Annotated in this window: 22 protein-coding genes; 12 read left to right on the forward strand and 10 right to left on the reverse strand. The window is 45.3% G+C overall.

The window, feature by feature from the left end; genetic code table 11:
• The first annotated feature begins 105 nt into the window (after window positions 1–105).
• From MKY35_RS07510 to MKY35_RS07545, 8 genes are all read left to right on the forward strand, one after another.
• Window positions 106–795 (forward strand): response regulator transcription factor, encoded by a 690-nt coding sequence (locus MKY35_RS07510; protein ID WP_029516509.1) that lies wholly within the window; start codon window positions 106–108, stop codon window positions 793–795.
• 1 nt (window position 796) lies between these two features.
• Window positions 797–2,275, forward strand: coding sequence for a HAMP domain-containing sensor histidine kinase (locus tag MKY35_RS07515; RefSeq protein WP_029516510.1), 1,479 nt, complete (start codon window positions 797–799; stop codon window positions 2,273–2,275).
• A gap of 111 nt (window positions 2,276–2,386) precedes the next feature.
• Entirely contained in the window at window positions 2,387–3,343 is a 957-nt protein-coding gene (locus MKY35_RS07520) for a 4-hydroxy-3-methylbut-2-enyl diphosphate reductase (protein WP_342446016.1), read from the forward strand.
• A 262-nt stretch (window positions 3,344–3,605) separates the two neighbouring features.
• Window positions 3,606–4,643 (forward strand): 3-deoxy-7-phosphoheptulonate synthase, encoded by a 1,038-nt coding sequence (gene aroF, locus MKY35_RS07525; RefSeq protein WP_013309435.1) that lies wholly within the window; start codon window positions 3,606–3,608, stop codon window positions 4,641–4,643.
• 271 nt (window positions 4,644–4,914) lie between these two features.
• Window positions 4,915–6,339 carry a type I glutamate--ammonia ligase gene (gene glnA, locus MKY35_RS07530; RefSeq protein ID WP_342446017.1) on the forward strand — a complete coding sequence of 475 codons (1,425 nt, stop codon included), beginning with the start codon at window positions 4,915–4,917 and terminating at the stop codon, window positions 6,337–6,339.
• A gap of 255 nt (window positions 6,340–6,594) precedes the next feature.
• Window positions 6,595–7,686, forward strand: a complete 1,092-nt coding sequence (gene serC, locus MKY35_RS07535; protein ID WP_080683023.1) for a 3-phosphoserine/phosphohydroxythreonine transaminase — start codon at window positions 6,595–6,597, stop codon at window positions 7,684–7,686.
• Between the two features lie 239 nt (window positions 7,687–7,925).
• The gene (gene trmL, locus MKY35_RS07540; RefSeq protein WP_023987805.1) at window positions 7,926–8,390 is read left to right on the forward strand and encodes a tRNA (uridine(34)/cytosine(34)/5-carboxymethylaminomethyluridine(34)-2'-O)-methyltransferase TrmL; all 465 of its coding nucleotides are present in this window, start codon (window positions 7,926–7,928) and stop codon (window positions 8,388–8,390) included.
• A 375-nt stretch (window positions 8,391–8,765) separates the two neighbouring features.
• Window positions 8,766–9,014 (forward strand): AbrB/MazE/SpoVT family DNA-binding domain-containing protein, encoded by a 249-nt coding sequence (locus MKY35_RS07545; protein ID WP_013309439.1) that lies wholly within the window; start codon window positions 8,766–8,768, stop codon window positions 9,012–9,014.
• Between the two features lie 98 nt (window positions 9,015–9,112).
• Here the strand turns inward: MKY35_RS07545 and MKY35_RS07550 are convergent, their stop codons facing one another.
• Complete coding sequence (locus tag MKY35_RS07550) at window positions 9,113–10,180, reverse strand: phosphodiester glycosidase family protein (protein ID WP_342446018.1); 1,068 nt, start codon at window positions 10,178–10,180, stop codon at window positions 9,113–9,115.
• Complete coding sequence (locus MKY35_RS07555) at window positions 10,177–10,584, reverse strand: hypothetical protein (RefSeq protein WP_342446019.1); 408 nt, start codon at window positions 10,582–10,584, stop codon at window positions 10,177–10,179. Before MKY35_RS07555 ends, MKY35_RS07550 begins: the two co-directional genes overlap by 4 nt.
• Before the next feature lie 275 nt (window positions 10,585–10,859).
• On the opposite strand from MKY35_RS07555, the gene MKY35_RS07560 reads away from it, so the two are divergent.
• Both MKY35_RS07560 and MKY35_RS07565 read left to right on the forward strand, forming a co-directional pair.
• Window positions 10,860–11,516 (forward strand): response regulator transcription factor, encoded by a 657-nt coding sequence (locus MKY35_RS07560; RefSeq protein WP_029516517.1) that lies wholly within the window; start codon window positions 10,860–10,862, stop codon window positions 11,514–11,516.
• Window positions 11,517–11,566: 50 nt separating this feature from the next.
• Window positions 11,567–12,820: a PLP-dependent aminotransferase family protein gene (locus MKY35_RS07565; protein ID WP_165145068.1), complete on the forward strand. Its 1,254-nt coding sequence runs from the start codon at window positions 11,567–11,569 to the stop codon at window positions 12,818–12,820.
• Between the two features lie 19 nt (window positions 12,821–12,839).
• On the opposite strand, the gene MKY35_RS07570 is transcribed toward MKY35_RS07565, so the two are convergent.
• A complete protein-coding gene (locus tag MKY35_RS07570; RefSeq protein ID WP_322251387.1) occupies window positions 12,840–13,673 on the reverse strand; it encodes a DUF2161 family putative PD-(D/E)XK-type phosphodiesterase in 834 nt (277 codons plus the stop codon).
• Window positions 13,674–13,956: 283 nt separating this feature from the next.
• Between MKY35_RS07570 and MKY35_RS07575 the strand changes: the two genes are divergently transcribed.
• Both MKY35_RS07575 and MKY35_RS07580 read left to right on the forward strand, forming a co-directional pair.
• A complete protein-coding gene (locus MKY35_RS07575) occupies window positions 13,957–15,852 on the forward strand; it encodes a PrkA family serine protein kinase (RefSeq protein ID WP_342446020.1) in 1,896 nt (631 codons plus the stop codon).
• 295 nt (window positions 15,853–16,147) lie between these two features.
• On the forward strand, window positions 16,148–17,170 hold the full coding sequence (locus tag MKY35_RS07580) for a globin-coupled sensor protein (RefSeq protein WP_342446021.1): 1,023 nt from the start codon (window positions 16,148–16,150) through the stop codon (window positions 17,168–17,170).
• A gap of 41 nt (window positions 17,171–17,211) precedes the next feature.
• On the opposite strand, the gene MKY35_RS07585 is transcribed toward MKY35_RS07580, so the two are convergent.
• From MKY35_RS07585 to MKY35_RS07615, 7 genes are all read right to left on the reverse strand, one after another.
• The gene (locus MKY35_RS07585; RefSeq protein WP_342446022.1) at window positions 17,212–18,087 is read right to left on the reverse strand and encodes an arylamine N-acetyltransferase; all 876 of its coding nucleotides are present in this window, start codon (window positions 18,085–18,087) and stop codon (window positions 17,212–17,214) included.
• A 243-nt stretch (window positions 18,088–18,330) separates the two neighbouring features.
• Window positions 18,331–19,227: an aminoglycoside phosphotransferase family protein gene (locus MKY35_RS07590; RefSeq protein ID WP_342446023.1), complete on the reverse strand. Its 897-nt coding sequence runs from the start codon at window positions 19,225–19,227 to the stop codon at window positions 18,331–18,333.
• 18 nt (window positions 19,228–19,245) lie between these two features.
• Window positions 19,246–20,256 carry an aminoglycoside phosphotransferase family protein gene (locus MKY35_RS07595; protein ID WP_342446024.1) on the reverse strand — a complete coding sequence of 337 codons (1,011 nt, stop codon included), beginning with the start codon at window positions 20,254–20,256 and terminating at the stop codon, window positions 19,246–19,248.
• 209 nt (window positions 20,257–20,465) lie between these two features.
• The gene (locus tag MKY35_RS07600; protein ID WP_342446025.1) at window positions 20,466–21,014 is read right to left on the reverse strand and encodes a PepSY domain-containing protein; all 549 of its coding nucleotides are present in this window, start codon (window positions 21,012–21,014) and stop codon (window positions 20,466–20,468) included.
• 118 nt (window positions 21,015–21,132) lie between these two features.
• Window positions 21,133–21,726, reverse strand: coding sequence for a PepSY domain-containing protein (locus tag MKY35_RS07605; RefSeq protein ID WP_342446026.1), 594 nt, complete (start codon window positions 21,724–21,726; stop codon window positions 21,133–21,135).
• A gap of 22 nt (window positions 21,727–21,748) precedes the next feature.
• A complete protein-coding gene (locus MKY35_RS07610; protein WP_342446027.1) occupies window positions 21,749–23,110 on the reverse strand; it encodes a HAMP domain-containing sensor histidine kinase in 1,362 nt (453 codons plus the stop codon).
• Window positions 23,107–23,808 (reverse strand): response regulator transcription factor, encoded by a 702-nt coding sequence (locus tag MKY35_RS07615; RefSeq protein WP_069012810.1) that lies wholly within the window; start codon window positions 23,806–23,808, stop codon window positions 23,107–23,109. Before MKY35_RS07615 ends, MKY35_RS07610 begins: the two co-directional genes overlap by 4 nt.
• Window positions 23,809–23,975: the final 167 nt, after the last annotated feature.

The raw sequence follows: 23,975 nt of genomic DNA on the forward strand, positions 1-23,975 counted from the left end.
AGGAAGATCCCTTCCGTTTCTTGCTGTATGAAGTAGCAAGATGCTACGCGCGTGTACTCCTGCTACAATAGAGGGAAAAGAAGAGATAAAGGAGTTCGATCGTGTATGCGTTCTACTATTTTGATCATTGATGACGATGAAAAAATTGTTTCCATGCTGCGCAGAGGGCTGGCATTTGAAGGCTATGAAGTGCTGACAGCCGCCAATGGAGCAGAGGGCTTAAATAAAATGCTGACAGCTGAGCCTGATGTAGTCGTGCTGGATGTAATGATGCCGCAAGTCGATGGTTTTGAGGTATGCCGTCGCATGCGGGAGGGGGGGAGCACGGTACCTGTCCTAATGCTTACAGCCAAGGATGAGGTTGAGAATCGGGTTAAAGGCTTGGATCTAGGGGCCGATGATTATCTCGTCAAGCCGTTTGCTCTGGAGGAGTTGCTGGCACGAGTGCGAGCGCTTTTGCGGCGTAAAACCGAACAACAGGGCAATAACGGAAATAGACTTACCTTCGAGGATTTACAACTGGATAACGAATCCCGTGAAGTGGTTCGTGGCGGCAAACGCTTGGAACTGACGGCCAAAGAATTTGAACTGCTCCATTTGTTCATGCAAAACCCGAAGCGTGTTCTGTCGCGTGATCTGATTATGGACAAAATTTGGGGCTATGACTATAGCGGAGAATCGAATGTGCTCGAAGTATATATTGCCATGCTACGACAAAAAACGGAGCAGGATGGCGGTAAACGTCTCATTCGTACAATTCGGGGAGCTGGCTACATTTTAAGAGGTGATGTGTAATATGTCTATTCGGTGGCGGCTGACAGCTTGGTATTCGAGCATCTTGGCTATAGTGCTTGTCATTTTTGGTCTGGCTATTTACGGACTGGTTTATTATTACACATACAATGAAGTAAAAAGTCAGCTTACGACTCAGGCGCCACGGATTAACAAGCAGCTACTGCTTACAATTAAAGGGGGGTTATTTGAAGTCCCCAATCTGGATTTGGGTTTAGTGCAAGAACGTGGAATTGATGATTCACAGCTATATGTACAAATTTACAATTATACATCAGGTGTTACCAAAACCACCCAAAACATGAAAGACCTCAATATCACCTTCCCTGTTCCATCTACAGCGACAGGAGCAGTTCAAAATGAGGGGATCCGGCGTGTGAACGTAAATGGGGATACCTTTATGATTTACCAACAGCCCATTAAGTCCGAGGAGTTGGGCTTGGTAGTCGGGTTGCTACAGGTAGGGCAATTCACGGGCTCTCAGGATCGACTCATGAACAGGTTGCAAAATGTGCTTGTATATGGTTCGTTGTTTGCATTACTTGCTGCTGCGACTTCAGGTCTCTTTCTGGCCCGCAAGTCTATGAAGCCGCTGGTCAAGGTAATTGAGGGGGCAAATCAGATTCAATCCAGTAATGATTTGAGTGTTCGGATTGAATATGACGGACCACCAGATGAAATTGGACAATTAATCGGGACAGTTAACAACATGCTGGGGCGTACAGAGGTGTTTTACAAGGAGTTGGAAGATGCGTACGGTGCACAGCGCCGTTTTGTGGCTGATGCTTCCCATGAGCTTCGTACGCCGCTAACGACGATCCGTGGCAACGTTGATTTTTTGCTCAAAATGTGGACTACCGAACCAGGAGAGCGACCGAATATGGATGAAGAGATGATTCGTGAGCTTTCTATGGAGGCATTAAATGATATGGCGGATGAAGGCAAACGGATGAGTCGTTTGGTGAGTGATATGTTGTCACTCGCGAGAGCGGACACAGGGAAAACGTTCGATAAGACTCCCGTTGCGCTGGAACCCCTTGTAAGTGAGGTTGCCCGTCGTGCTCAGTTTTTAGAGCGAACGGCCGAATGGAATGTGGGAGATTTTTCGTTGCTGAATGGTATTTATATGGATGGGAGCAAGGATTATTTACAGCAAATGCTATTCATTTTCATTGATAATGCATTCAAATACACACCTGAAGGTACAGTCCGATTTGATGCCATTGTTTATCAAGGACAGGTGGGGCTACGGATCAGTGATACGGGCATTGGAATGGACAAGAGTGAGGTTCCCTTTATTTTTGACCGCTTTTACCGGGCAGATGAGTCGCGCGGGGTGACAGAGGGAATTGGGTTGGGGCTGTCTATTGCCAAGTGGATTATTGATGAACATCACGGGTCTGTGGAAGTGGTTACGCGTCAAGGAGAAGGAACGACATTTGTCATCTGGCTTCCGGTCAGCTTTTCCGCGCCTTTGGAATAGGCTATAATAGGAAGGCAACTACATCATAGAATTGGCCGGTAAAGGCTTGGATGCCCACAGCTACCGAGTTATCGGAGCTGTATACTGTGTCGAAGAAAGCGGGGGCTCATTTTGGAAGTACTCAGAATTTCGCCCCGGGGTTACTGCTACGGCGTAGTCGATGCCATGGTATTGGCTCGTCAGGCAGCCAGAAATCTGGACTTACCCCGGCCTATTTATATATTGGGCATGATCGTGCATAACAGTCATGTCACGAATTCCTTTGAAGACGAAGGGATTATTACACTGGACGGCCCGAACCGTGTGGAGATTTTAAGCCAGGTAGAGAGCGGCACTGTTATCTTTACTGCTCATGGCGTATCACCAGAGGTACGCAAGCTGGCACGAGACAAGGGGCTGACTACGGTAGACGCGACTTGCCCTGACGTCACAAAAACGCATGATCTGATTCGGGAGAAGTCTGCCGAAGGCTACCAGATTGTTTATATTGGCAAAAAGAATCATCCAGAGCCGGAGGGAGCTATCGGTATTGCTCCTAACCATGTTCATCTGATTGAAAAGGAAGAAGAGATCGACAGTCTTACGTTGCCAGCTGGCAAAATCCTTATCACGAATCAGACGACCATGAGCCAATGGGACATCAAGCACATTATGAAGAAGCTGCTGGAGAAGTTCCCGGGTGCTGAGATACACAATGAAATCTGTTTGGCGACGCAGGTACGTCAGGAAGCGGTAGCTGAGCAAGCTGGACAGGCGGATCTGGTGATCGTTGTCGGTGATCCACGCAGTAACAATTCAAACCGATTGGCTCAGGTGTCGGAGGAAATTGCTGGTACAACAGCTTATCGTATTTCTGATGTAACCGAGCTGAAGAGAGAGTGGCTTGAGGGCGTAGCCAAGGTGGCTGTAACTTCTGGGGCTTCAACGCCGACACTGATTACCAAAGAGGTTATTACGTATTTGGAGCAGTATGATGCGGCTAACCCCGATACGTGGGAGATTCAGCGAACCATAGATATGAAAAAACTGCTGCCTCCTGTACGAGAAAAGTCAAAAACGACGAAATAGTATGTGATTGATTACAGCCGTTATTCGGATACAACCATCCGGATAGCGGCTTTTCAATTGTTTAAATTTATAGATATTATCCGGTAAGCTTCACTAAGTTCGAATATTGAATAATTCGGGATAATTAAACCTTGACGAGTATAGCTAAAACAGGTATAGTTGCTTTAACGAATAAAAGCTTAAAAGCGAACAAGCGTCTAAGTGTCATAATGTTAATCTATTACTGGTTAATAAAATATGTTTCATAGAGAGGAAGAAAAAAATGATCGTTATCGCTGGTGTTCAAACACCTGAAGAGCATATTCAAGCTATTGTTGAAGTTATTGAGAAAGAAGGATTGCAGGCTCATGTATCAAGGGGATCGGATCGCACGATCATCGGACTGATCGGTAGCGTAGAGCCCAAGCTGGCTGAACATCTGCGTCAAATGAAAGGCGTAGAAAATGTGGTTAAAATATCGAAGTCCTACAAATTGGCCAGCCGTGATTTTCATCCGGAAAATACGGTTATCTCCATTAAAGGTGTAAATATCGGTGGGGGCGAGCTTGTCATTATGGGTGGACCATGTGCCGTTGAGTCTGCTGCACAGATAGATGAAATTGCTGGATTGGTCAAGGCAGCAGGTGCGCAAGTTCTCCGTGGAGGTGCCTTTAAGCCGCGTACAGGGCCTTACAGCTTCCAGGGAACTGGTGTAGAAGGACTGATCATGATGGCTGAGGCCGGCCAAAAGCACGACCTCCTGACCATCACAGAGGTCATGACACCTGAATACGTAGACATTTGTGCGGAATATGCGGATATCCTGCAAGTAGGTACACGTAATATGCAAAACTTTGATCTGCTGCGCAAGTTGGGAACTTGCGGCAAGCCAGTGTTGCTCAAACGCGGTTTCAGCTCGACTTATGATGAGTTCTTGAATGCTGCTGAGTACATCTTGGCAGGCGGCAATCCGAATGTTATGTTGTGTGAGCGCGGTATTCGTACATTTGAAACCTACACTAGAAATACGCTCGACTTGTCCGCGATCCCTGTTTTGCAACAGTTGAGCCATTTGCCGGTCATTTCCGATCCTAGCCATGGCACAGGTAGACGTGAACTGGTTGTTCCTATGACGAAGGCTTCGGTCGCTGCCGGAGCGGATGGTTTAATTATTGAGATGCATACAGACCCTGACAACTCGATGACGGGTGACGGCGTACAATCCCTGTTCCCAGATCAATTTTCAGATTTGCTAAAAGATTTGGAAATATTGGCTCCTGCGGTGGGGAAAACATTTCACACGCCTACTACCATTGCTTAAAACCAATGTTTAACATTAATGCATAAAAGTTTTGCTGCAACGCAGTAATGAGATTTAAATTGCCTAAAAGCCCGATGTTTCGGGCTTTTTGTGCTATTCAAATGTTATCAAGGGCGTAAGCATATCTAACATTAGTTTAAAAAATACCTTACATAGCTATTGACCCGTGTCATGTTTGAGATTTATAATGACGACAGAAAAAAACATTCGATCATGAACATTTCAGGGTTGTATAAGACTTAATGTTCGGAAAAATTGGGAGGAAGAAGACATGTCCGTTGAAAACGTATTGAAAACAATTCAGGAAAATAATATTGAGTGGGTAGATTTTCGTTTTGTAGATTTGTCTGGTCGTGCTCACCATATTTCATTGCCAGCTTCCGAAGTAGATGCAGAAACATTTGTTAACGGTGTTGCTTTCGACGGTTCTTCCATTCCCGGCTATCGTGGCATCGAGGAATCCGACATGGTTATGCTGCCCGATCCAGAAGCGGTTTTTATCGACCCTTTCACTCAGCATCCTACACTGAATATTCTGTGTGACATTGCTACGCCAGATGGCGAAAAATACGACCGCGATCCTCGCGGCATTGCAAAAAAAGCTGAGGAATTTCTGCAATCCGCAGGAGTCGGCACAGCAGCATTTTTTGCACCTGAGTCCGAGTTTTTCATCTTTGATGATGTTCGCTACGAAAGCGGCATGAATAGCTCCTCCTTTTTCGTAGATTCCGAGGAAGCAGCTTGGAACACGAACCGCAAAGAAGAAGGCGGTAACCTGGGCTTTAAAGTGGGAGTGAAGGGCGGATATGTACCTGTAGCGCCAGTAGACACCCAACAAGATATTCGAAGTGAAATGTGCCGTTTGCTTGAAGAAGCAGGTCTGAGAATTGAGCGCCATCACCATGAGGTAGCTACGGCAGGCCAAGCGGAAATCAACTTCCGTTTTGACACACTCAAGAAAACAGCAGATAACCTGCTCGTTTATAAATACATTGTACACAACACAGCTCGTCAATATGGTAAAGTAGCAACATTCATGCCGAAACCAATTTTCGGAGACAACGGAAGCGGTATGCACGTTCACCAATCCATTTTCGATGGCGACACTCCTTTGTTCTACGAAAAAGGTGCTTATGCTAATCTGAGCGAAATGGCTCTTCATTACATTGGTGGTATTCTGTACCATGCACCTGCGTTGATTGCTCTGACAAATCCAAGCACAAACTCATTTAAACGTCTCGTTCCAGGCTACGAAGCACCAGTTAACCTGGTATTCTCCAAAGGTAACCGTTCTGCGGCTGTACGTATTCCAGTAGCGGCTGTTACTCCAAAAGGCTGTCGGATCGAGTTCCGTACACCAGACTCCACTGCTAACCCTTACCTTGCTTTCTCTGCGATGCTGATGGCGGGTCTGGATGGTATCAAGCGCAAATTGAACCCAATCGAATTGGGCTATGGTCCACTTGACACTAACATCTACGAACTGTCTGACACTGAAAAAGGTAAAATCCGTAGTGTACCTGGTTCATTGGATGAGGCTCTGGATGCTCTGGAAGCTGACTACGAATTCTTGACTGAAGGCGGCGTATTTACGAAGGACTTTATTGATAACTATGTAGAGTTCAAACGTTCTGAAGCTAAATCGGTGAACATCCGTGTTCATCCACACGAATACAGCCTGTATTTTGACTGCTAAACATAGCTACTTTGAGTAACAAGCATTAGCTTACGGGTAACAATTGTTATTCAAGATAGGTCTCCGGTCTTAAGCCGGGGACCTTTTAATATTAAAATGAAAATCACAGAATAAAGATGTTAAATATGTTAACATTCACAACTTTGTCACATCATAAATGAAATTGAAAACATTTTTATACAAGTCTTGAACGCATTTATGAATACTGCTATCATAGCGATAATATCCACACCAGAGTAGAGAAGGGATGGGAATTTGTTGAGTAAGAGAGCCTACAATTTTAATGCAGGACCAGCGGCATTGCCGCTCAAAGTACTGGAACGTGTACAAGCTGAATTCGTAGATTTCCAGGGAACAGGGATGTCGATCATGGAAATGTCACACCGTGGAGCTGTGTATGAATCTGTTCATAATGAGGCGCAGGAACGTCTGTTATCTCTGCTGGGCAATCCACAGGGCTACAAGGTGTTATTCCTACAAGGGGGCGCAAGTACGCAGTTTGCAATGCTACCTTTAAATTTCTTGCGCGAAGGACAGACTGGGAGCTATGTAATGACAGGTAGCTGGTCGGACAAGGCATATAAAGAAGCCAAGCTACTGGGCAAGGCTCATATTGCTGCATCCTCCGCTGATGAGAAGTACATGCGTCTTCCGAATGTGGATTCCTTGGACTTGCCTGAGAATACTGCTTATGTGCATATGACGTCCAACGAAACGATTGAAGGTACACAATTTAAGCAATTTCCGGATACGGGTTCCGTACCATTGATTGTGGACATGTCCAGTGATATTTTTTGCAAGCCTTTTGATGTTACTCAATTTGGATTGATTTATGCTGGCGCACAAAAAAATCTGGGACCTTCTGGTGTGACGGTCGTGATTGCCCGTGAAGAGTTGCTGACTTCCTCACCGGACAATATTCCTACCATGTTGCGTTATAGCACATATGAAAAAAATAACTCTCTCTACAATACCCCCCCATCTTTTGCCATATACATGGTGAATGAAGTGCTGAAATGGATTCAGGAAGAAGGCGGTTTGGAAGGTATTGAGCGTGTGAACCAGCAGAAGGCTGCTTTGCTATACGACCGTATTGACAGTAGCGAAGGCTTCTATCGTGGTTGTGTGGACAGCGCTGATCGCTCTATCATGAATGTAACCTTCCGCCTCGCGAATGAGGATCTGGAAAAACAATTTATTAAGGAATCCGAACAGGCCGGGTTCATCGGACTGAAGGGACATCGCAGTGTAGGAGGGCTTCGCGCTTCGATCTACAATGCTGTTCCATTGGAGAACTGTCAAGCATTAGCCGAGTTTATGGACGGATTCAAGCAACGTAACAGTTGATTACGTCGACATATATTTCGATACACGATATTTGAAATCGAAAAAGTAAATGTAGAGCCTTCCCTGAATGTGTATAGGGGAAGGCTTTTAGTGGTGTGGGTTGAAATTTTTGTCGTTTGATGTTCATATCTGTCTGATTTTGTTAAAATAGAAGAATGTGTATGTTTTCAATGTATACACTTTGGTTAAACTGTAGGTTATTTGTCTGATGAATTTAATGATGAAGGGAACGAAACGAGATGCCATTACATATTGTGCTTGTCGAGCCGGAAATCCCGGCTAACACAGGGAATATTGCCAGAACGTGTGCTGCAACCGGAACTCATCTGCATTTGGTGAAGCCACTCGGCTTCCGTACCGACGATGCCACGTTAAAACGCGCCGGACTTGATTATTGGTACGCTGTCCACATTGAATATCACGAGTCTTTTGCTGAAGTGCAGGAGAAATATCAGGAAGGTCGCTTTTTTTATGCGACGACCAAAGCAAATCAGCGGTATAGTGATATTGCATTTCAGGATGGAGACTTTTTGGTATTTGGTAAGGAAACGAAAGGCTTGCCTCCTGAATTGTTAGCTGCTAATCCAGATACATGTATCAAGATGCCTATGTCTGATAAAGTAAGATCTCTAAACTTGTCGAATTCCGCTGCAATTATCGTATATGAAGCGCTGAGACAAATGGATTTTCCGGATTTATCATAAAGAGCATCAGGTGAACAAGTATAAATGCGAATAAAGAACCAGGACCTTAGTTGCTAATAAAAGTTTCACTTTTATTGCTCAAAAGTACATGACAGTGGAAGTTAAATCAAGCTTGTATGGTCAAAAATTTGCGAAATTTCTCAACTAGGGCTAATAATAATTGGCTTTCCGGTCGATAAAAATATTATAGACATTCTGTACCATACTTTGATATGGTTCATGATTTTATGAAAAAATGTAATAAAATTTCCTGTGATCAGCAGGATTCGACAAAAAGACAGCGAATACTACATAAAGAATAGTGTCTTTGTACCTAGTTTTTCGCATGGTAAGAAATTGTAAGTTATTACTCAATAGGAGAGGTGTACGATCACGATGAAACCTGCCGGTGTGGTACGTAAAGTTGATCAGCTGGGGAGAATAGTTTTGCCTAAGTCACTGCGTAAAAGATATCAAATGAATGAGGGAGATCCTGTCGAAATTTTGGTTCAGGGTGACCACATTATTTTGGAGCGTTACCGTCCAAAATGTGTATTCTGCGGGTCAGTAGAACAAGTGAACGATTTCAAAGACCGTTATATTTGTGCTCAATGCCTGACAGAAATGACACAGTATTCCTCCTAAATGAGGCAAAAGCATCACGACATTCGTTCGTGATGCTTTTTTTCGGATAGAGACGTACGTCGGCAAGCATATTTAATTTGGTAGCAGACTACACATAGCTATTTATAGAACAAAAAATGAGTAGGGACTGGACGCAAATTACCATCTGACGGTTTGTTTACGACTCGACCGTTAAGTATAAGCGACGAGGAACCGCCTCCGTCCAAATTATAGGCATCTTGAACACCTAGATTGTACATTTTTCCTTGCAGTTCTTCGAGCGTCGCGCCCGAACCCCCGCTTTCATTGTAGCCGTCTACGACAATAATGAGCAACTGATCATCTTTATAGTTGCCAATGACCGTACGTGGGGCCCGCTTGGGGGAGACTTTCCATTTGTCAGGAATAGGCATTTTTTGTCCCCTTTGCAGCAGGACGGGAACGAAGGTAGCCCCAAAGGTAGGCTTTAAGCTGTCAAGTGCACCTTGACTGTAAAATTTGCCACCGATAAGCTTGCCATCGTTACTCAATCCGACGAAGGATAAATCCTTAAAACTGGACTGAAAGCCAGTAAGGTAGTGGCCATTCAAGACAGTAGTGCTTAATGGATAGCGTTTGCCGTCTCCATCCGCAAAGCCGCCTGCATTGATGCCTGCAATAGCTCCGTGTCTCAAGACTGCACGCATGGTGGTTTCGGAGCCACCCAATTTGTCACTTCCCAAAGACATTTTCATAGCAGTAGGATCTTTAAGTTTGACCTTCATAGCGTAGCCATGATAAATTCCCGGGTTTACCTTAAACAATTCAATGGTAATCCGGTTGCTATCTACCCGCTCATAGGGAACTCCCAGTTTGGCGGTGATGCGTCGATCATAGATGACCGCGGGCCGCTTGGACTGCGTAGAGGCAGTCACGATAAGCTGATTCATCGTTTGGGTCGTTTGCTTGTAGAGCTCAGAAGTCCGGCGAATTGTAGATAAGGTGTACGTTGCCGTTTGCTTGGCTTCATCAAGCTGCTTGCCTACTGATTGCGTTTGTAGAGTGACTTCAGCTTTTTGCAGACTTGAAGAAGTAGACCCAGGAAAGCTCAATGAGGGATGCACTAACAAAATACACCCCAACAAACCGATAAAAGGAGCAAGGGCCAACATAAAGAACCGGTTCACTTGTTTTGCGTCTACATTCATTTTAGCAAGTCCATTTTTTTCTGAAGTGTATTAAGTTGCTGCTTAACTTCGTTTAATTGGGTATACAATTTATTGCTGTTATCGGTCTTATTGTTTGCATTATCCTTCGTAAAGGTCAGTAGTTCATTGAAGGACTGGACTTTGCCTTGCAATCCGCTAACTTCCTTGGAAAGAGCAGTCAGTTGCTTTTCATAGTCAGATTTGAGTGCTTGAATCTGTTGGTCTGTATGGGTTTGCATCTCGTTTAGCATTTGCTGCTTCAAGTGATTGCTATACAGATAGGTTGCTAGAGCACCTAGTATAATAAGAATGAACCAAAATAGCAGAAAAGCCTTTATGGGTAACCCCTTTCTTGAATTGCTCCGCCGAGCTTCGGCAGAAGGATGTTCAGGTGAAGCTTGCATACGATTTTCAACTCCCGTGTAAAGTCAAATTTCCAGTCTTTATTTGCAGTTCCAATTCTATCATGGGCCTATTTATTTCGCAAAAGCGAAATAGTCGTATAAAAATATTGGAAAAAGAGATTGCATCGGAAGGAAGTCCTAGGATACAATTTCCTTAAACGTTTTTCGCTTCCTATACGTTCACATTCGCGCAATTTCTACATATGCAATCACCAATTTTAGGATTATTTTCGCTATTAACTATGTATTTTTTTGTAAAATCAGGAGGTTTAGATATGAGAAAAGTATGGCAGGTGGTCATCATAGATATCCATCCTACAAGTATGCTGGGAACAAAGCTTATTTTGGAAGACCAGCAGGATTTGCTTGTCAGAGGGATGTCTTCCTCCGGAACGGAAGGCTTGGAGCTGGCTTGCTCCATTCGACCAGAAATCGTTTTAATGGACTACAGGTTGCCTGAGGGAACGGCGGAACCATTTTTGACACAAATGCGGGCCTTGTCTCCGGACAGCCATATTGTTATTATGACGGATGAGGATAATATTACTTTGTTTCAGCAGCTAATTTCGCTCGGAGCAAATGGAATGTTATCCAAACAGGCATCACCGAGCCAGTTAATCCATCTGATCAACGGTTTACGCGAAGGATTTGCTTCCTTGCCGATGGATTGGATTCGGTATGGAAACTGGCCCTTTATGCCGTTAATGGCATCCGAGCCTTTTGACGAATTGACACAAACCGAAGTGTTTATTATGGAACGTATTGTACAAGGAATTACATATGACAAAATTGCTATCGAGATCGAAGTTAGCCGGCGCTCCATTGATAATTATCTACGTAAAATTTATGCAAAATTAGGCGTGTCCAGCCGGGCGCAGGCGATTGAACGTTATGCCTTATATGCGCGTCAGAGGAAGCAGCTATATGCCTGATGCGTCAGCCCGGAGATCATGACCTATTTTTCAGGAGAAGGAGGATGTTCATGCAATATTCCTTTGCTTCACGAACGGCTGCGATGTTGGCTTCTCCAGTGCGTCATATCCGGGAAAATGCGAGAAGACACTCCTTTATATCTCTGGCTGAAGAATTGCCTGCACAAGAGCTGTTTCCGGTGAAGTTGCTGGAAGAAGCGGCCCATGATGTGTTTGGCTCCGGCCCTGATGCCCTCCAGTATGGTGAACCGGAGGGCTATTTCCCTTTGCGAGCATGGCTTGCGGGTGAGTGGGAACAGCGTAAAGGAGTAAGAGTACCACCAGGTCAAATCCTTCTCACGACAGGTAGTCAGCAGGCCATTGACCTGATCATAAGGCTGATGGTGGATGAGCGTGATCCGGTATTGGTCGAAAATCCTACATCTCCTGGATGTTTACAAGTACTATCTATGCAGGGTGCACAGATCGTTCCTGTAGAATCAGATGGGGAAGGTGTCATTCCTGATAAGCTTGAAGCTTTAATGATCCGTTATCGACCCAAGCTTTTTTTTGCCACGCCAACGTTTACGAACCCCACGGGCTCCTTGTGGAGCGCGGCAAGGCGGCAGGAAATTTTGGACCTGTGTAGGCATCATGAGGTACTGGTAGTTGAGGACGATTCTTATGGTGAATTGCATTTGAAGCAAAAAAATGAGTCCCATGACAAGAGTCCGCATGGTCAGAGTCGAAAATTCGCAGAGACTTACCCCTCACTATTTGCGTTGGATCATGCGGGTCAGGGCGGTCAAGTGCTCTATATCGGTTCGTTCAATAAAACCGTTGCTCCTGCGCTGAGAACGGGTTGGGCTGCTGGTCCTGCGCCGCTGATTGAAGGAATGTACGCCTTGAAGCAGTTGGCTGATATGCAATCCAGTACGATGAACCAACGGCTGCTGTTCCAATTGTTGACCAGCTCGCGTTTTCAATGGCACGAGCACTTAGCGATGCTGAACAAGGAATATTCGACTCGACTTCAATTAATCTTGGAGTTGCTCAAGCGTCCGTTTTGGAAAGACGTGACGTATCATATTCCGTCCGGTGGCATGTATGTATGGGTGCAGTTGCCCGAGGGGCTGGACAGCGCATTGCTGCTAAAGGCGGCGTTACCCAAAGGCGTAGCCTTTATGCCAGGTGCGCTATGTGCGGTTGGTAGTGAAGGCGCGTCCCATATTCGCCTCAATTTTAGCCATCCGGGCCGTGAGCAATTGCTTATGGGCATGAATCTGATCGGTGAGACGATTAGTGAATTTACTGCCCGGAGCTAGCAAAAACCATCGCCCCATGTCAGTCATCCTCCGTTTCCGCAGCAACGGTGGAGTAAGTGATTGGCGCTTCCGCAATCTGGCGCTGTCCACTGTCCTCGTCAAGCTCTGCGTCCATTCCAGCGGCCGTTTTAATGCCATGTTCTTGTAGTACTGCCGCATACTCATTTAGGGCAGCTTCGCCAAACGGAGTCAGTCGATAGCGGCCGCGGGATACGCGCTCAAACCAGCCGTAGTAGTTATGCTGAAGCACGGCAGCAGCTGTGCTGACGGCTGCTATGCGAGCGAGCTGCGCCGGAGCGGCCTCCCCCAAGCTCTGCAAGGCTGCCGCTACGCGCAGCGCTTTTTCCCGATAGGCAGTGACCAGCTTGCGTCGGGTGCTGCCGCCGGTATTGTGGTCACCGCTGCGTGCGTGAAATTCCCGCAGTAGCTTTTCCTTGCGCGAGCCGTGGCGTACCGTTGCTGCGTTGTGGACATTGTCGCTATGCGCCGCAGGCTTACACAGTACCTCAACGAGCGGCGGCTTGGTTTTAAAATGGGTAACGGTGAGCAAGCCAAGTCCTAACTGGCGGCACAGTCCGACCAGCTCGTTCCAGCGCTGATTCACGGCCCCTTTTTTGGCACGATTCCGTTCTACAGCCACATATACATTGCTGCTTAGTTTCAAACGCTGCATGCCTTGCAGCACAAGCGCCAGGTTAAACGTCTTTTTGATCTCCACAATCAGTGGTGTCTGTTGCCCTGGCTTGATACCCACCAAATCGCAGTTGCGCACCTCTCCTCTGACTTCATATCCCAAGTTCTCAAAAAAGGCTTTCACCGGAGCGTACAGCTCCGTCTCATGCCGAACCGCCATGACTTCTTCCGCTCCTTTATCCCATTATTCCGAGCTTATATTGTACCATAATGCGTCAGGTCCGCGTCGTTGTTGTATATTTTAGCACAGTGTATCCCTTGGTTTTTTCGATAAAGCAGAGAGACCTGTCACAAAAAATAGGTCAATTCTGAAATCAATCTGCATAGGTATGTATTACACTTTTTTTAAGGGGATTGCATCATATCCTGAAAGGCGTGACGAGTGTAGCCATAATCATCCGGAGTGGAGGATAGTCATTACGCAGTCATGGGAGGAACCGAGCATGAATATTTTTGAACGCGTTGCGGAGTACCGGGCGGAAAACAACCGTCTGGCCTGGAGCGGCACTTTTAGAGAGTATATTGAGATACTCAAGAAAGACCCGACGCCGGCGATGACAGCTCATGCACGGGTTTACAAGATGATTGAATCTTTTGGTGTAGAAGAGGTTGGGGGACATAAGCGATATAAATTTTTTGAGCAGGAGATCTTCGGACTGGATCGAGCGCTGGAAAAGTTGGTGGAGGAATATTTCCATTCCTCAGCCAGGCGACTCGATGTGCGCAAGCGTATCCTTCTTTTGATGGGACCCGTCAGTGGGGGGAAATCGACACTGGTCACGTTGCTAAAGCGTGGCCTGGAGAAATTTTCGAGAACGGATCAGGGAGCCGTATACGCGATTGAAGGCTGCCCGATGCATGAGGACCCGCTTCATCTGATTCCCCATGAGCTGCGTCCCGATTTTGAAAAGGAGCTGGGTGTACGGATTGAAGGTAATCTCTGCCCATCCTGCCAGATGAGATTGCGCACAGAATTTGATGGCGATATTGAAAAGGTCCGCGTGGAGCGGGTGTTTATATCGGAAGAAAACCGGATTGGTATTGGTACGTTCAGCCCTTCTGATCCGAAGTCACAGGATATTGCTGATTTGACGGGCAGCATCGACTTTTCCACGATTACGGAGTATGGTTCGGAATCCGACCCGCGTGCGTATCGGTTTGACGGAGAGTTGAACAAAGCAAATCGTGGACTGATGGAGTTTCAGGAAATGCTGAAATGCGATGAGAAGTTTTTGTGGAATTTGCTTTCTCTGACCCAAGAGGGGAATTTCAAGGCCGGGCGGTTTGCGCTCATCAGTGCAGATGAGATGATCGTGGCTCACACCAATGAATCCGAGTATAAAAGTTTCATTGCAAACAAAAAGAACGAGGCATTGCAATCAAGGATGATTGTAATGCCGATTCCTTATAACCTGAAGGTGTCTGAAGAAGAAAAGATTTACGCCAAGCTCATTAAACAAAGTGATATGAGACATATCCACATTGCGCCTCATGCGCTGCGTACGGCTGCCATTTTCTCCGTGCTTACCCGCTTGAAGGAGACGAAGAAACAGGGGATGGATCTGGTCAAAAAGATGCGCATGTATGACGGTGAAGAGGTCGAAGGATACAAGGAAGCCGATCTGAAAGAAATGCAAGGTGAGTTTCTGGAGGAAGGTATGTCCGGGGTAGACCCGCGGTACGTCATTAATCGCATTTCTAGTGCATTGATTAAGCAAAATGTGGAATCCATCAATGCCCTGGACATTTTACGAGCAATCAAGGATGGTCTGGATCAACATGCCTCCATCACAAAGGAAGAACGGGAGCGCTATCTGAATTTCATTTCCGTGGCTCGTAAGGAGTATGACGAATTGGCGAAAAAAGAAGTGCAGAAGGCCTTTGTGTACTCTTTCGAGGAATCAGCCAAGACGCTGTTTGACAACTATTTGGATAACATCGAAGCTTTTTGCAATTGGGCGAAAATTCGCGATCCGCTCACAGATGAGGAACTCGACCCGGATGAGCGGCTCATGCGCTCTATTGAGGAGCAAATCGGGGTATCGGAAAATGCGAAAAAGGCATTCCGTGAAGAAATATTAATCCGTATTTCTGCGTATTCTCGCAAGGGACGGAAGTTTGAGTATCATCATCATGATCGGCTGCGAGAAGCCATTGAGAAGAAGCTGTTCGCCGATTTGAAGGATATTGTGAAGATTACGACTTCAACCAAAACGCCTGACGCTAATCAGCTCAAACGGATGAATGAGGTGATTAAACGACTGATTGAGGAGCATGGCTACACAGGAGCCAGCGCTAACGATCTGTTAAGGTATGTAGGTAGCCTCCTGAATCGGTAAGACGAAATAATAAATAAGTACAGTATGGTGAAACTATGGGTTGATCTGGATGGTGTCATACGGTTGTGAGGTATCCGATGAACGTGTTTCGTAGCGGGAATTCGGCAAGCACAGGGGATTTCAGGTGCTGCCGAATTCTTTTTTTGTATCATTAAGCAGTTGAGTTTATATATTTTTTTCTGAAATTGCTATGAAAAAAATCATAATTAATCTTCTGCTTTTTTAACATTTTCTAAAAAGTTGCCGATAAATATGGTAATGTAAAATCTATGTAAACTATTATTTGGAGGAACTTATGATTCATGTCGCGGAGAGTAGATTAAAACAGATACAATATATTGGTATTACTGATGATGATTTGGCTTTATTGCATCATTATCAGGGACTATTCCAATCTATTGTGAATAAGGTGGTAGATCGGTTTTATGAGCATGTAGAAAAGGTTCCGCATCTCATATCGATTATTTCCAAATGGTCGAATATTGAACGACTAAAACAAACACAACGTGAATACTGGCTTTCTCTCGCAGATGGAAAAATAGATGATCAGTTTATCGAACACCGTCTTTTTGTGGGGCAGGTACATTCCCGAATCGGATTGTCTTCCGATTATTATTTGGGCACGTACATTGCTTATCTTGATATTGCAGTCGACATTTTAAAGCGTTCGGGGATAGAGGACTGGTTTTCTATTGTGCATGCTCTTTCCAAAATGTTCAACCTGGATTCCCAGCTTGTACTGGAAGCTTATCAGGAAAAGGAAAAGGAACAAATTAACGAGCTGGCCGACGAACAAACGCAGGTGCTGACCGTTGTGTCCCGAATTGCGCAAAATTTGACCGGAATGATTGCTGAGCTTAGGGAAAATACGGATAATATCGCGGAGAGTGCCTGCAACACTGCTTCTTCGCAGGAACATACAGAGAAATTGGTACAGCATTTGAGTGACGAGATTAAGCATATTGAGCAGATGAGCGGTACGATCCGGGAACTGTCCGATCAGACTCATCTGCTGGGACTGAATGCGGCGATTGAGGCTGCCCATGCGCAGGAAGCAGGGCGCGGGTTTCAAATTGTGGCACAGGAGGTGCGAAAGCTTGCATCTAATTCGAAGCAAGCACAGGAGCAAATTCAGCGCAAGGTGCTGGATATTGCCCGTATGCTTGACAGTGTGCAATCCGAAACCGCTGCAACAACAGCCAGTGCCCGGCAACAGGCCTCCAGCTCAGAGGAATTGGCTTCGTTCACAAAGCTGATCGAAAACATGGTGAAGGAATTGGAAATGCTGCAACATTCCTCGGAAATGCTAAAGGTGTAAGATGTGGCTTGAAGGCTATCCTTACGTTGGTTGCTTCACTGCTATAACGATTCAGTCATAGACTTTTTCCATTCTATATGAGCCGCAAGTACTCTTTTCCATAACTCGTCCCGTTCCTGGTGACTGTAGTTAACGAGCGGCTCGCCAAATACATCTGCCAACACTTCCAGCCACTGCGATTTCTTATCCAGCTCTATTTTTTCCAAACCGTTTAGCCCGCGTTTTTTCCAAATACATCCTCTGAGTTCATTCGCCTCTAATGCTTGCCTTTGCCGAATCAGAAATAGGTTAAACCATGGAGATTCTGCTGAGCGGCTATAGAAATGATGTTTCGGCATGAATTCTTCCAAATCCTGAACAACCGCAGGAGCAAAATCAACGCCAACAAATGAAGCAAGCGAGTCATGCTCTAACCGCCAACCTTTTGTAACAACCCCGGATTCCATGACTTTATAATGAAGAGGAGCCTGTTCATAAGTTCCCATACGGAGTGGAAGAGGCTCATATGGCATATCGCCCAGCCCGACATCAACAATCCATACTTCATCTTCATGATGCTCATTTAGCAAGTTCACTGTTAGTCCAAGATGAAATGAATTAATGCGTGGTTCAGCTCCCAGAGGTTGTACCCCGGCACGATGCAGAGAAACTTTGTACCCTAGTGAATATAGTAGTGCACTAAAGGCACCATTCAGATGAAAACAATAACCACTTCTCCCATGTAGAATGAGTTGAATGGATTCTTGAAAACCAATGGCTGCCGGTTTCCTTGCAAAAATGTCCAATGTTTGCCATGAAAGATGTTTTACATGAGCCTTATGCAGCTCAACTAAATAGGGAAGGGTAGGAGGCTGAATTTCGAGAATTCCGATTCTGTTTAAATAAGCTTTTATTTCTTCTTTTGTCATGGTGTACATGTACAATCACCTCTATTGTTAGTTTCCCAAATTCTCTTCTCGAAACCATTGAGCGTTGAGTCTTAGCATCATTGTAGAAGGAGGAAGTGCTGTTTACAATGCTATAAATTTTTGATTGTACCGGTACAGTTAGCAAGTCGATTGGCTTTAGCGGCATGCGCTTTTCCTGTAGTTGTTGTCAGAACACAAAAAAACAGACCGTTTCATCGGGTCTGTTTTTTTGTTTAGTTCCAAGCTGACCGATTATAATAGTGATCTGAGTTCACGTCGGTATTTGTTCAAATGAACGAACGAGGGAATGACTCGTTTGGCAGAACGGAAGCCGCCTATTCTGATATTGCGGACCACATGATAGGGAGAGATCAATAGTGCGTGAAGCAGATGCAAATCATGGGTGCTCAATGGACGATATCGTTGATAGTAATCTATCGCGCGTAGCATCTTTGTCCCATTCCAAAGACAATTCCGATGAAGAAGATGGGAGAGATCTTTCATCCTTACATGTAGGGAGCAATTTTCAAAGTCGATCAAATGGATTTTGAGCTGTTTGTCTTTAATCAGGTTGGGATAATTATAGTCGCCGTGTATAAATGCGGCGGCTTTTTGCTCCCGAGCAATGGCTTCTCTAACTTTGGGCTGCTGTAGACGATGGGACACTTCTTCACAAAGTGCTACGAGATGTGCTGTGCCTCTGTATGGGATGAGGCGTTTTTTGTATCCAGCTATTTCATCGCTCAAGCCTTCATAACGGATTCTGGATGGCGGAGCTTCAGTGATAGGAAAGCCCACGGCACTGGAATGGAATTTGGCTAAAGTAGCAATTCCCTTTTTGAAGTCTATTCTTTTTGTGAATTCTGGTCTGAGTCCATGAACCCAATTGGTTAATGTATACGAAACACCTTCATAGGTCATGTAAGCCGTTTGTTGTACTGTTGGATAGACCTTTTGGCTGCGTGTAAACCCGCGCTCATCCAGGTAGGACAAGACACGTGTAATAAAACGGATCTCTTCTTCCGGGAATTTGTAGGGTTTTAAGCAATAAGTCGTATTAGCGGTCTCAATCTTGTGAATGTCCTTCATTTGACGGGTACGCTGAATTTTGATTCCATACATCTGCTCAACGTTCGATAAAATCGACATTTTGCTCCTCACTTTCTTTTATACATGAGCCCACTCCTGCAAAATATGGATGATTTGTAATCGAAGAGGCCACGACTGATCCCAATGGTCCAGGATTTCACGATCTCTTGAACGGTGCGGGTGTCGGGAAGCATGCCAGGCTTCTCGTGGTAGTTTATATAAAGCCGTAACAATCTTCCGTTCAGTTCGGCTTAGTGGCTTGCGTTTTTGGTATCCCTTCAGCAAGGACTGCACAAATTCAGGATTGAATTGAGTCGTATTCATAAGGGCCTTTGCCAAATCAGCATAGACTGAGCCGATCTTAACCCGATCCCAATCAATGATTTTGAGATGACCGTCATCCGAAATAATGACATTTGGGGTAGTGATATCACTGTGTATCAAGGAGGGGTGCCGATGTTCCATCCGAAGCAGCCTTATGATGGATGCATCCTGCAAATCCTTCCATGCTCGCCTGGATAAACGTTTGCAGTTTTCGCCGTGAGCATTGTACCAGTTGCGGTACGTTTTATCATGGCGACTGTTTTTTATCATTTTTTTTTGAAAAAGACGATCTTGGTTTTTCCATATCCGCAATTGTTGAATGGTCGGAGGGGACTTTACTTTATCCATCCGATGCAAGCCGGTGGAGGTGGCGTGAAGTGTGGCAAGTGCCCGCCCCAGTTTTTCGAAATCTTCAGCGGTCTCCAGTCCCCGTCCTTTGACCCACTGGCTTACATAAAATGGCGTTCCTTGATATAGAGTCCATAACTTGCCGGAATGAATGGGGAGCCATGCGGGCATGTAGGTATACTTTCTCTTTTTCAAAATCCTTATATGGCTCGCAGCTCGTTCCATCTGTTGAATCGTATTTGAACGGACCATCTTTGTACGACTAAAAGGTTTTAATGCATAAGTTCCTTTTTTCGTTTTCACCTGGATCACTGCATTTTTTCGGTATAATGATGAGACTAAGCTTGATTTTAATGGAATCAGGCCGAAACGACGGGTGATTTTGCGAATCTGTGCTTTAGTATAGGATTTCGCCATAAGAACCTCACTTGACTTTGAATTGAAGAACAAGGTAATCCTCTGTTAGTTATCAGTCTATTCATAAGGAAATAATAGGTGCAGTTTTATGAAGCTATCTTCGTTCTTTTCTTGTGTCACATGGGTCAAAAAAAAACGGAGCAGCGAAAGTTCGCTGCTCCGTTTTAATTAGCTCTGTATTTAGTTACCCTGATTATTGACCTGGGTGATTAATATTCGTTGTCATCATCTTCGTCTGTATCCACGATTGTGCCAGATGATGCATGGATTTCAAGTTCAACGGTTCCTTCGTTGGTGAGTACCTTTACCTCGTAGATGAACTGTCCATCTTCCTTATCCAATTTAGAAGACAAAAGGGTACTCCCGGGCACGTGTTTAAGCGCAATTTGCCCAGCCTGCTTTTCAGTCAGGGTGATGTGATTTGGCTTGTTAAGGATGGACTCGTCATTCGAGTCATGATCAAGCTCAGAATGGGAACGGATGGTTTTCCCAGTATAAGCATCAACATCTATATCCCAATCTTTATCTCCTTGTTGGAGATCCACCTCATAGTAGACCTTTCCGTTTTTGCGCTCCAGTTCGACATCTTCAACTTGTGCATTATTCCCCACAGCTTTCTTGGCAATGTTGGCAGCGGCGGTCGCTCCAATAAGACCCGTAGGTTTAGCGGCCCATACGGCACTCGCTGAGACACCCGTAACCGTAACTCCAAGCAGAACCGTGGCTGCCATAATTCCTAATGTATAATTTTTTTTCATTACATCATTCCTCCTTGTGCTATAAGCATGAATACAGCTTATCTCTTGAACATGAGAGGAACATAATAGAATCATGAGAAAACCATGAGAAACATGAGCTAAGATGATCGTCAAATCGTCATGATTCGTCGTGCTCCTGTTTTTCTTTTTCCCAAGTTATAGAGTCAATAGAGCCCGATACTGCATTGACCTGTACTACTGCTTCACGCCTATCTTTTACCTCAACCTCAACCAGATAGTAGAGGCCTTTGTCGTTGCGATGAAGCTCAATATCATCGGATGTTCCGTTAACTGCTTGGGCAGCAAGCTTGGCTGCTTCTTTCTCCGTAATGACGAGAGAAGCTGGGTCAGGTTTATTAGTTGGATTCGATGTGTCTCTGGTTGGTGAGGTACCGGGCTTGTGGTCCTGGGGCTCCTGCTTCGCATCTGTATAAGCCTGTGTCCGCTTAATAGAGTCGATGACACCGTCATAGGCATTGGCTCTTATATCGTATTTCCCTTTGGCGCGTTCCAGCCTGATCAGATAAAAATCACCCAAGCGTTGCGTTTCAAGCACCTCACCGGGATACTGATGCAAAACGGATTGGATGACGGCCTTTTCTTCCAATGGAGAAGCTGCTAACGACCGTGCCCAAGGCCACTGTAAAAGGCAAATTGTAATCAACACAGCCGCCAGCGTACCTCCAATCATCCACACATAGATAGCTTTCATCGGTATTCCCACCTTTGACTTATTATTTTGGAACGGTAGGGAGGATGATCGTTGCAGTTGTTCCGCTTCCCTCTACACTTTCTAGCCCAATTTGAGCATGTATAGCTTGTGCAATTCCTGTAGCCAATGATAAGCCTAGCCCAGCCCCACCTTCCTCGCGGCTTCTGGCTTCATCCACACGATAGAAACGGTCGAATACTTTAGATAACTTTTCTTCCGGGATTCCAATTCCTTGATCTGTGATTTTTATGCAGGGTTGAGTTGTGCCGTCCACGGTATCAATCATCAGGTGTATCGGCTCGTCACTGTATTTGCGTGCATTATCCAAAAAGATAAATAGGAGCTGCTTCAGCTTATTTTCATCGGTATAGCCAATGCAGTCTGCCTGTACATCCAGTTGAATTTGTCGGGCGAACGCATTTTCAAATGTAGTCTTTAATTCTGTCGCTATTCTGGTCAGGCGTACAGGCTCCAGCACGACATTCCACTGTTCTTCGTTTCTGGCCAACAAAAGAAGCTGCTCTGCCATGTCCTTCATTCGAATCGCCTCGGAATGGATCGCTTCAACGGATTCGGCAAAAATCTTGGGATGCTGCAACCCCCGCCGTTTGAGCAGGCTGGCATAACTTTCAATAATGGTGAGCGGCGTCTTCAATTCATGGGACGCATTAGATACAAATTGTTCTTGCCTGACGAAATTTCGCTCCAGCAGTTCAATCATGTCATTAAATGTTTCACCCATTTCGACCAGTTCGTCGCGTGATGATGAATGGAGCGGAAGACGTTTAAATTTCCCGCTGCGCTGAATTTCTTTCATCGTGCTAATCATAGATGTAATGGGACGTGTAATCAGTCTGCCGAGCAGTCTTCCCGATACCACGACAGGAATGAGCGCAATGCCAGTGACAGCAACAAGTACGATTCTGAGTACCTGTAGCGTCTGCATCGTCGGTTGCAGACTTTCGGTCACCTGGAGATTGACAACCTCGCCATTGGTCCAAATCATGGGGAGCGATACAAGAATGTAATGGTTGCTTTCATAGGTAATGATGCGAACCTGCCGTGTTTCATCAAAAACGCCCTTCATCAAGCTAAGAGATTGCTCGGAAGAAGAGGTGATAGGGGGAAGAAAGTCGCCTTCTGGTTTCATTAGCCGAAGCATGCCATCCAGCGGTACATAGGCTCGGAGAAGATCCTCAGCGGCTACGGATACCGGAGCACGTTGAATCCCACGAATCATGTTCTCTGCTGCGGCCTCTACCTGGTCTTTTCGACTGTCTATCGAAAGTTGGCTGAATAGGAAATAGACTGAGAAATGAATGGCCACAAGTAAAATCCCGAATAATAACGAGGTATACGTATGGATTTTGTTTTGTAGCTTCATAAGGATTCCTTCAGAACATAACCAATTCCGCGTACAGTATGGATCAGCTCAGGGAGCTGGCGCGTAGGGTCGATTTTATTGCGCACGTAGCGAATATACACATCGACCACATTGGTATCGCCCATATAATCTATACCCCATACATTTTCCAGTAATTGTTCGCGGCTAAGTACCTGTCGCTGGTGTCTAAGTAAATGAACGAGCAAGTCAAATTCTCGCGGTGTAAGCTCAATGTTGTGCTCTCCTCGAAGAACTTCACGAGTACCTTCATGGAGACGTAAATCCCCGGCACTAAGCCATTGATCTACCACTTGTGGAGCCATGTCTTTCGTTGCACCCACTCTGAGTGCGGCCCGTACACGTGCAAGCAGCTCTTCGATCACAAACGGTTTGGTAACATAATCATTGGCTCCCAAATCGAGTCCCTCGACCTTATCTGCAATGGAACTTTTAGCCGTCAGCAAAATGACAGGAACGTTCGCATCATGCTTACGAATCCTCCGAAGTAGCTCGATGCCATTGAGACCGGGAATCATAATATCCAGCAATACTAGATCCCAATTGCCTTTGCAATACGTCTCCAACCCATCAATTCCGTTTTTTTCTTTACATACTTGATAGCCTTCAAATTGAAGCTCGATCTCTAGAAGCCGGGCAATCTTCTCTTCGTCTTCTACGATCAAAATAGAATGTTTCATGATCATGCCCTCCTGTAGGCGAATAGCCGATACGGAAGTATTTTAGCATATACGGACAGGTAAGACACTTCAAAGCGCAAGGCAGTGAGGGAAGAGATGTTTATACTGCGTCATATTTCCTTGACATTAAAAAGAGTCAAAGTCTAATGATGGCGCTATGGAAAGTT

Source organism: Paenibacillus sp. FSL L8-0638, assembly GCF_038593075.1.
Taxonomy (GTDB): Bacteria; Bacillota; Bacilli; order Paenibacillales; family Paenibacillaceae; genus Paenibacillus; species Paenibacillus polymyxa_D.

Excerpts from the sequence above, each read along its gene's own strand:
- MKY35_RS07510 (WP_029516509.1), top strand. The coding sequence starts at position 106 with ATGCGTTCTACTATTTTGATCATTGATGACGATGAAAAAATTGTTTCC.
- MKY35_RS07515 (WP_029516510.1), top strand. The coding sequence starts at position 797 with ATGTCTATTCGGTGGCGGCTGACAGCTTGGTATTCGAGCATCTTGGCT.
- aroF (WP_013309435.1), top strand. The coding sequence starts at position 3,606 with ATGATCGTTATCGCTGGTGTTCAAACACCTGAAGAGCATATTCAAGCT.
- glnA (WP_342446017.1), top strand. The coding sequence starts at position 4,915 with ATGTCCGTTGAAAACGTATTGAAAACAATTCAGGAAAATAATATTGAG.
- trmL (WP_023987805.1), top strand. The coding sequence starts at position 7,926 with ATGCCATTACATATTGTGCTTGTCGAGCCGGAAATCCCGGCTAACACA.
- MKY35_RS07545 (WP_013309439.1), top strand. The coding sequence starts at position 8,766 with ATGAAACCTGCCGGTGTGGTACGTAAAGTTGATCAGCTGGGGAGAATA.
- MKY35_RS07550 (WP_342446018.1), bottom strand. The coding sequence starts at position 10,180 with ATGAATGTAGACGCAAAACAAGTGAACCGGTTCTTTATGTTGGCCCTT.
- MKY35_RS07555 (WP_342446019.1), bottom strand. The coding sequence starts at position 10,584 with ATGCAAGCTTCACCTGAACATCCTTCTGCCGAAGCTCGGCGGAGCAAT.
- MKY35_RS07560 (WP_029516517.1), top strand. The coding sequence starts at position 10,860 with ATGAGAAAAGTATGGCAGGTGGTCATCATAGATATCCATCCTACAAGT.
- MKY35_RS07565 (WP_165145068.1), top strand. The coding sequence starts at position 11,567 with ATGCAATATTCCTTTGCTTCACGAACGGCTGCGATGTTGGCTTCTCCA.
- MKY35_RS07570 (WP_322251387.1), bottom strand. The coding sequence starts at position 13,673 with ATGGCGGTTCGGCATGAGACGGAGCTGTACGCTCCGGTGAAAGCCTTT.
- MKY35_RS07575 (WP_342446020.1), top strand. The coding sequence starts at position 13,957 with ATGAATATTTTTGAACGCGTTGCGGAGTACCGGGCGGAAAACAACCGT.
- MKY35_RS07580 (WP_342446021.1), top strand. The coding sequence starts at position 16,148 with ATGATTCATGTCGCGGAGAGTAGATTAAAACAGATACAATATATTGGT.
- MKY35_RS07585 (WP_342446022.1), bottom strand. The coding sequence starts at position 18,087 with ATGTACACCATGACAAAAGAAGAAATAAAAGCTTATTTAAACAGAATC.
- MKY35_RS07590 (WP_342446023.1), bottom strand. The coding sequence starts at position 19,227 with ATGTCGATTTTATCGAACGTTGAGCAGATGTATGGAATCAAAATTCAG.
- MKY35_RS07595 (WP_342446024.1), bottom strand. The coding sequence starts at position 20,256 with ATGGCGAAATCCTATACTAAAGCACAGATTCGCAAAATCACCCGTCGT.
- MKY35_RS07600 (WP_342446025.1), bottom strand. The coding sequence starts at position 21,014 with ATGAAAAAAAATTATACATTAGGAATTATGGCAGCCACGGTTCTGCTT.
- MKY35_RS07605 (WP_342446026.1), bottom strand. The coding sequence starts at position 21,726 with ATGAAAGCTATCTATGTGTGGATGATTGGAGGTACGCTGGCGGCTGTG.
- MKY35_RS07610 (WP_342446027.1), bottom strand. The coding sequence starts at position 23,110 with ATGAAGCTACAAAACAAAATCCATACGTATACCTCGTTATTATTCGGG.
- MKY35_RS07615 (WP_069012810.1), bottom strand. The coding sequence starts at position 23,808 with ATGAAACATTCTATTTTGATCGTAGAAGACGAAGAGAAGATTGCCCGG.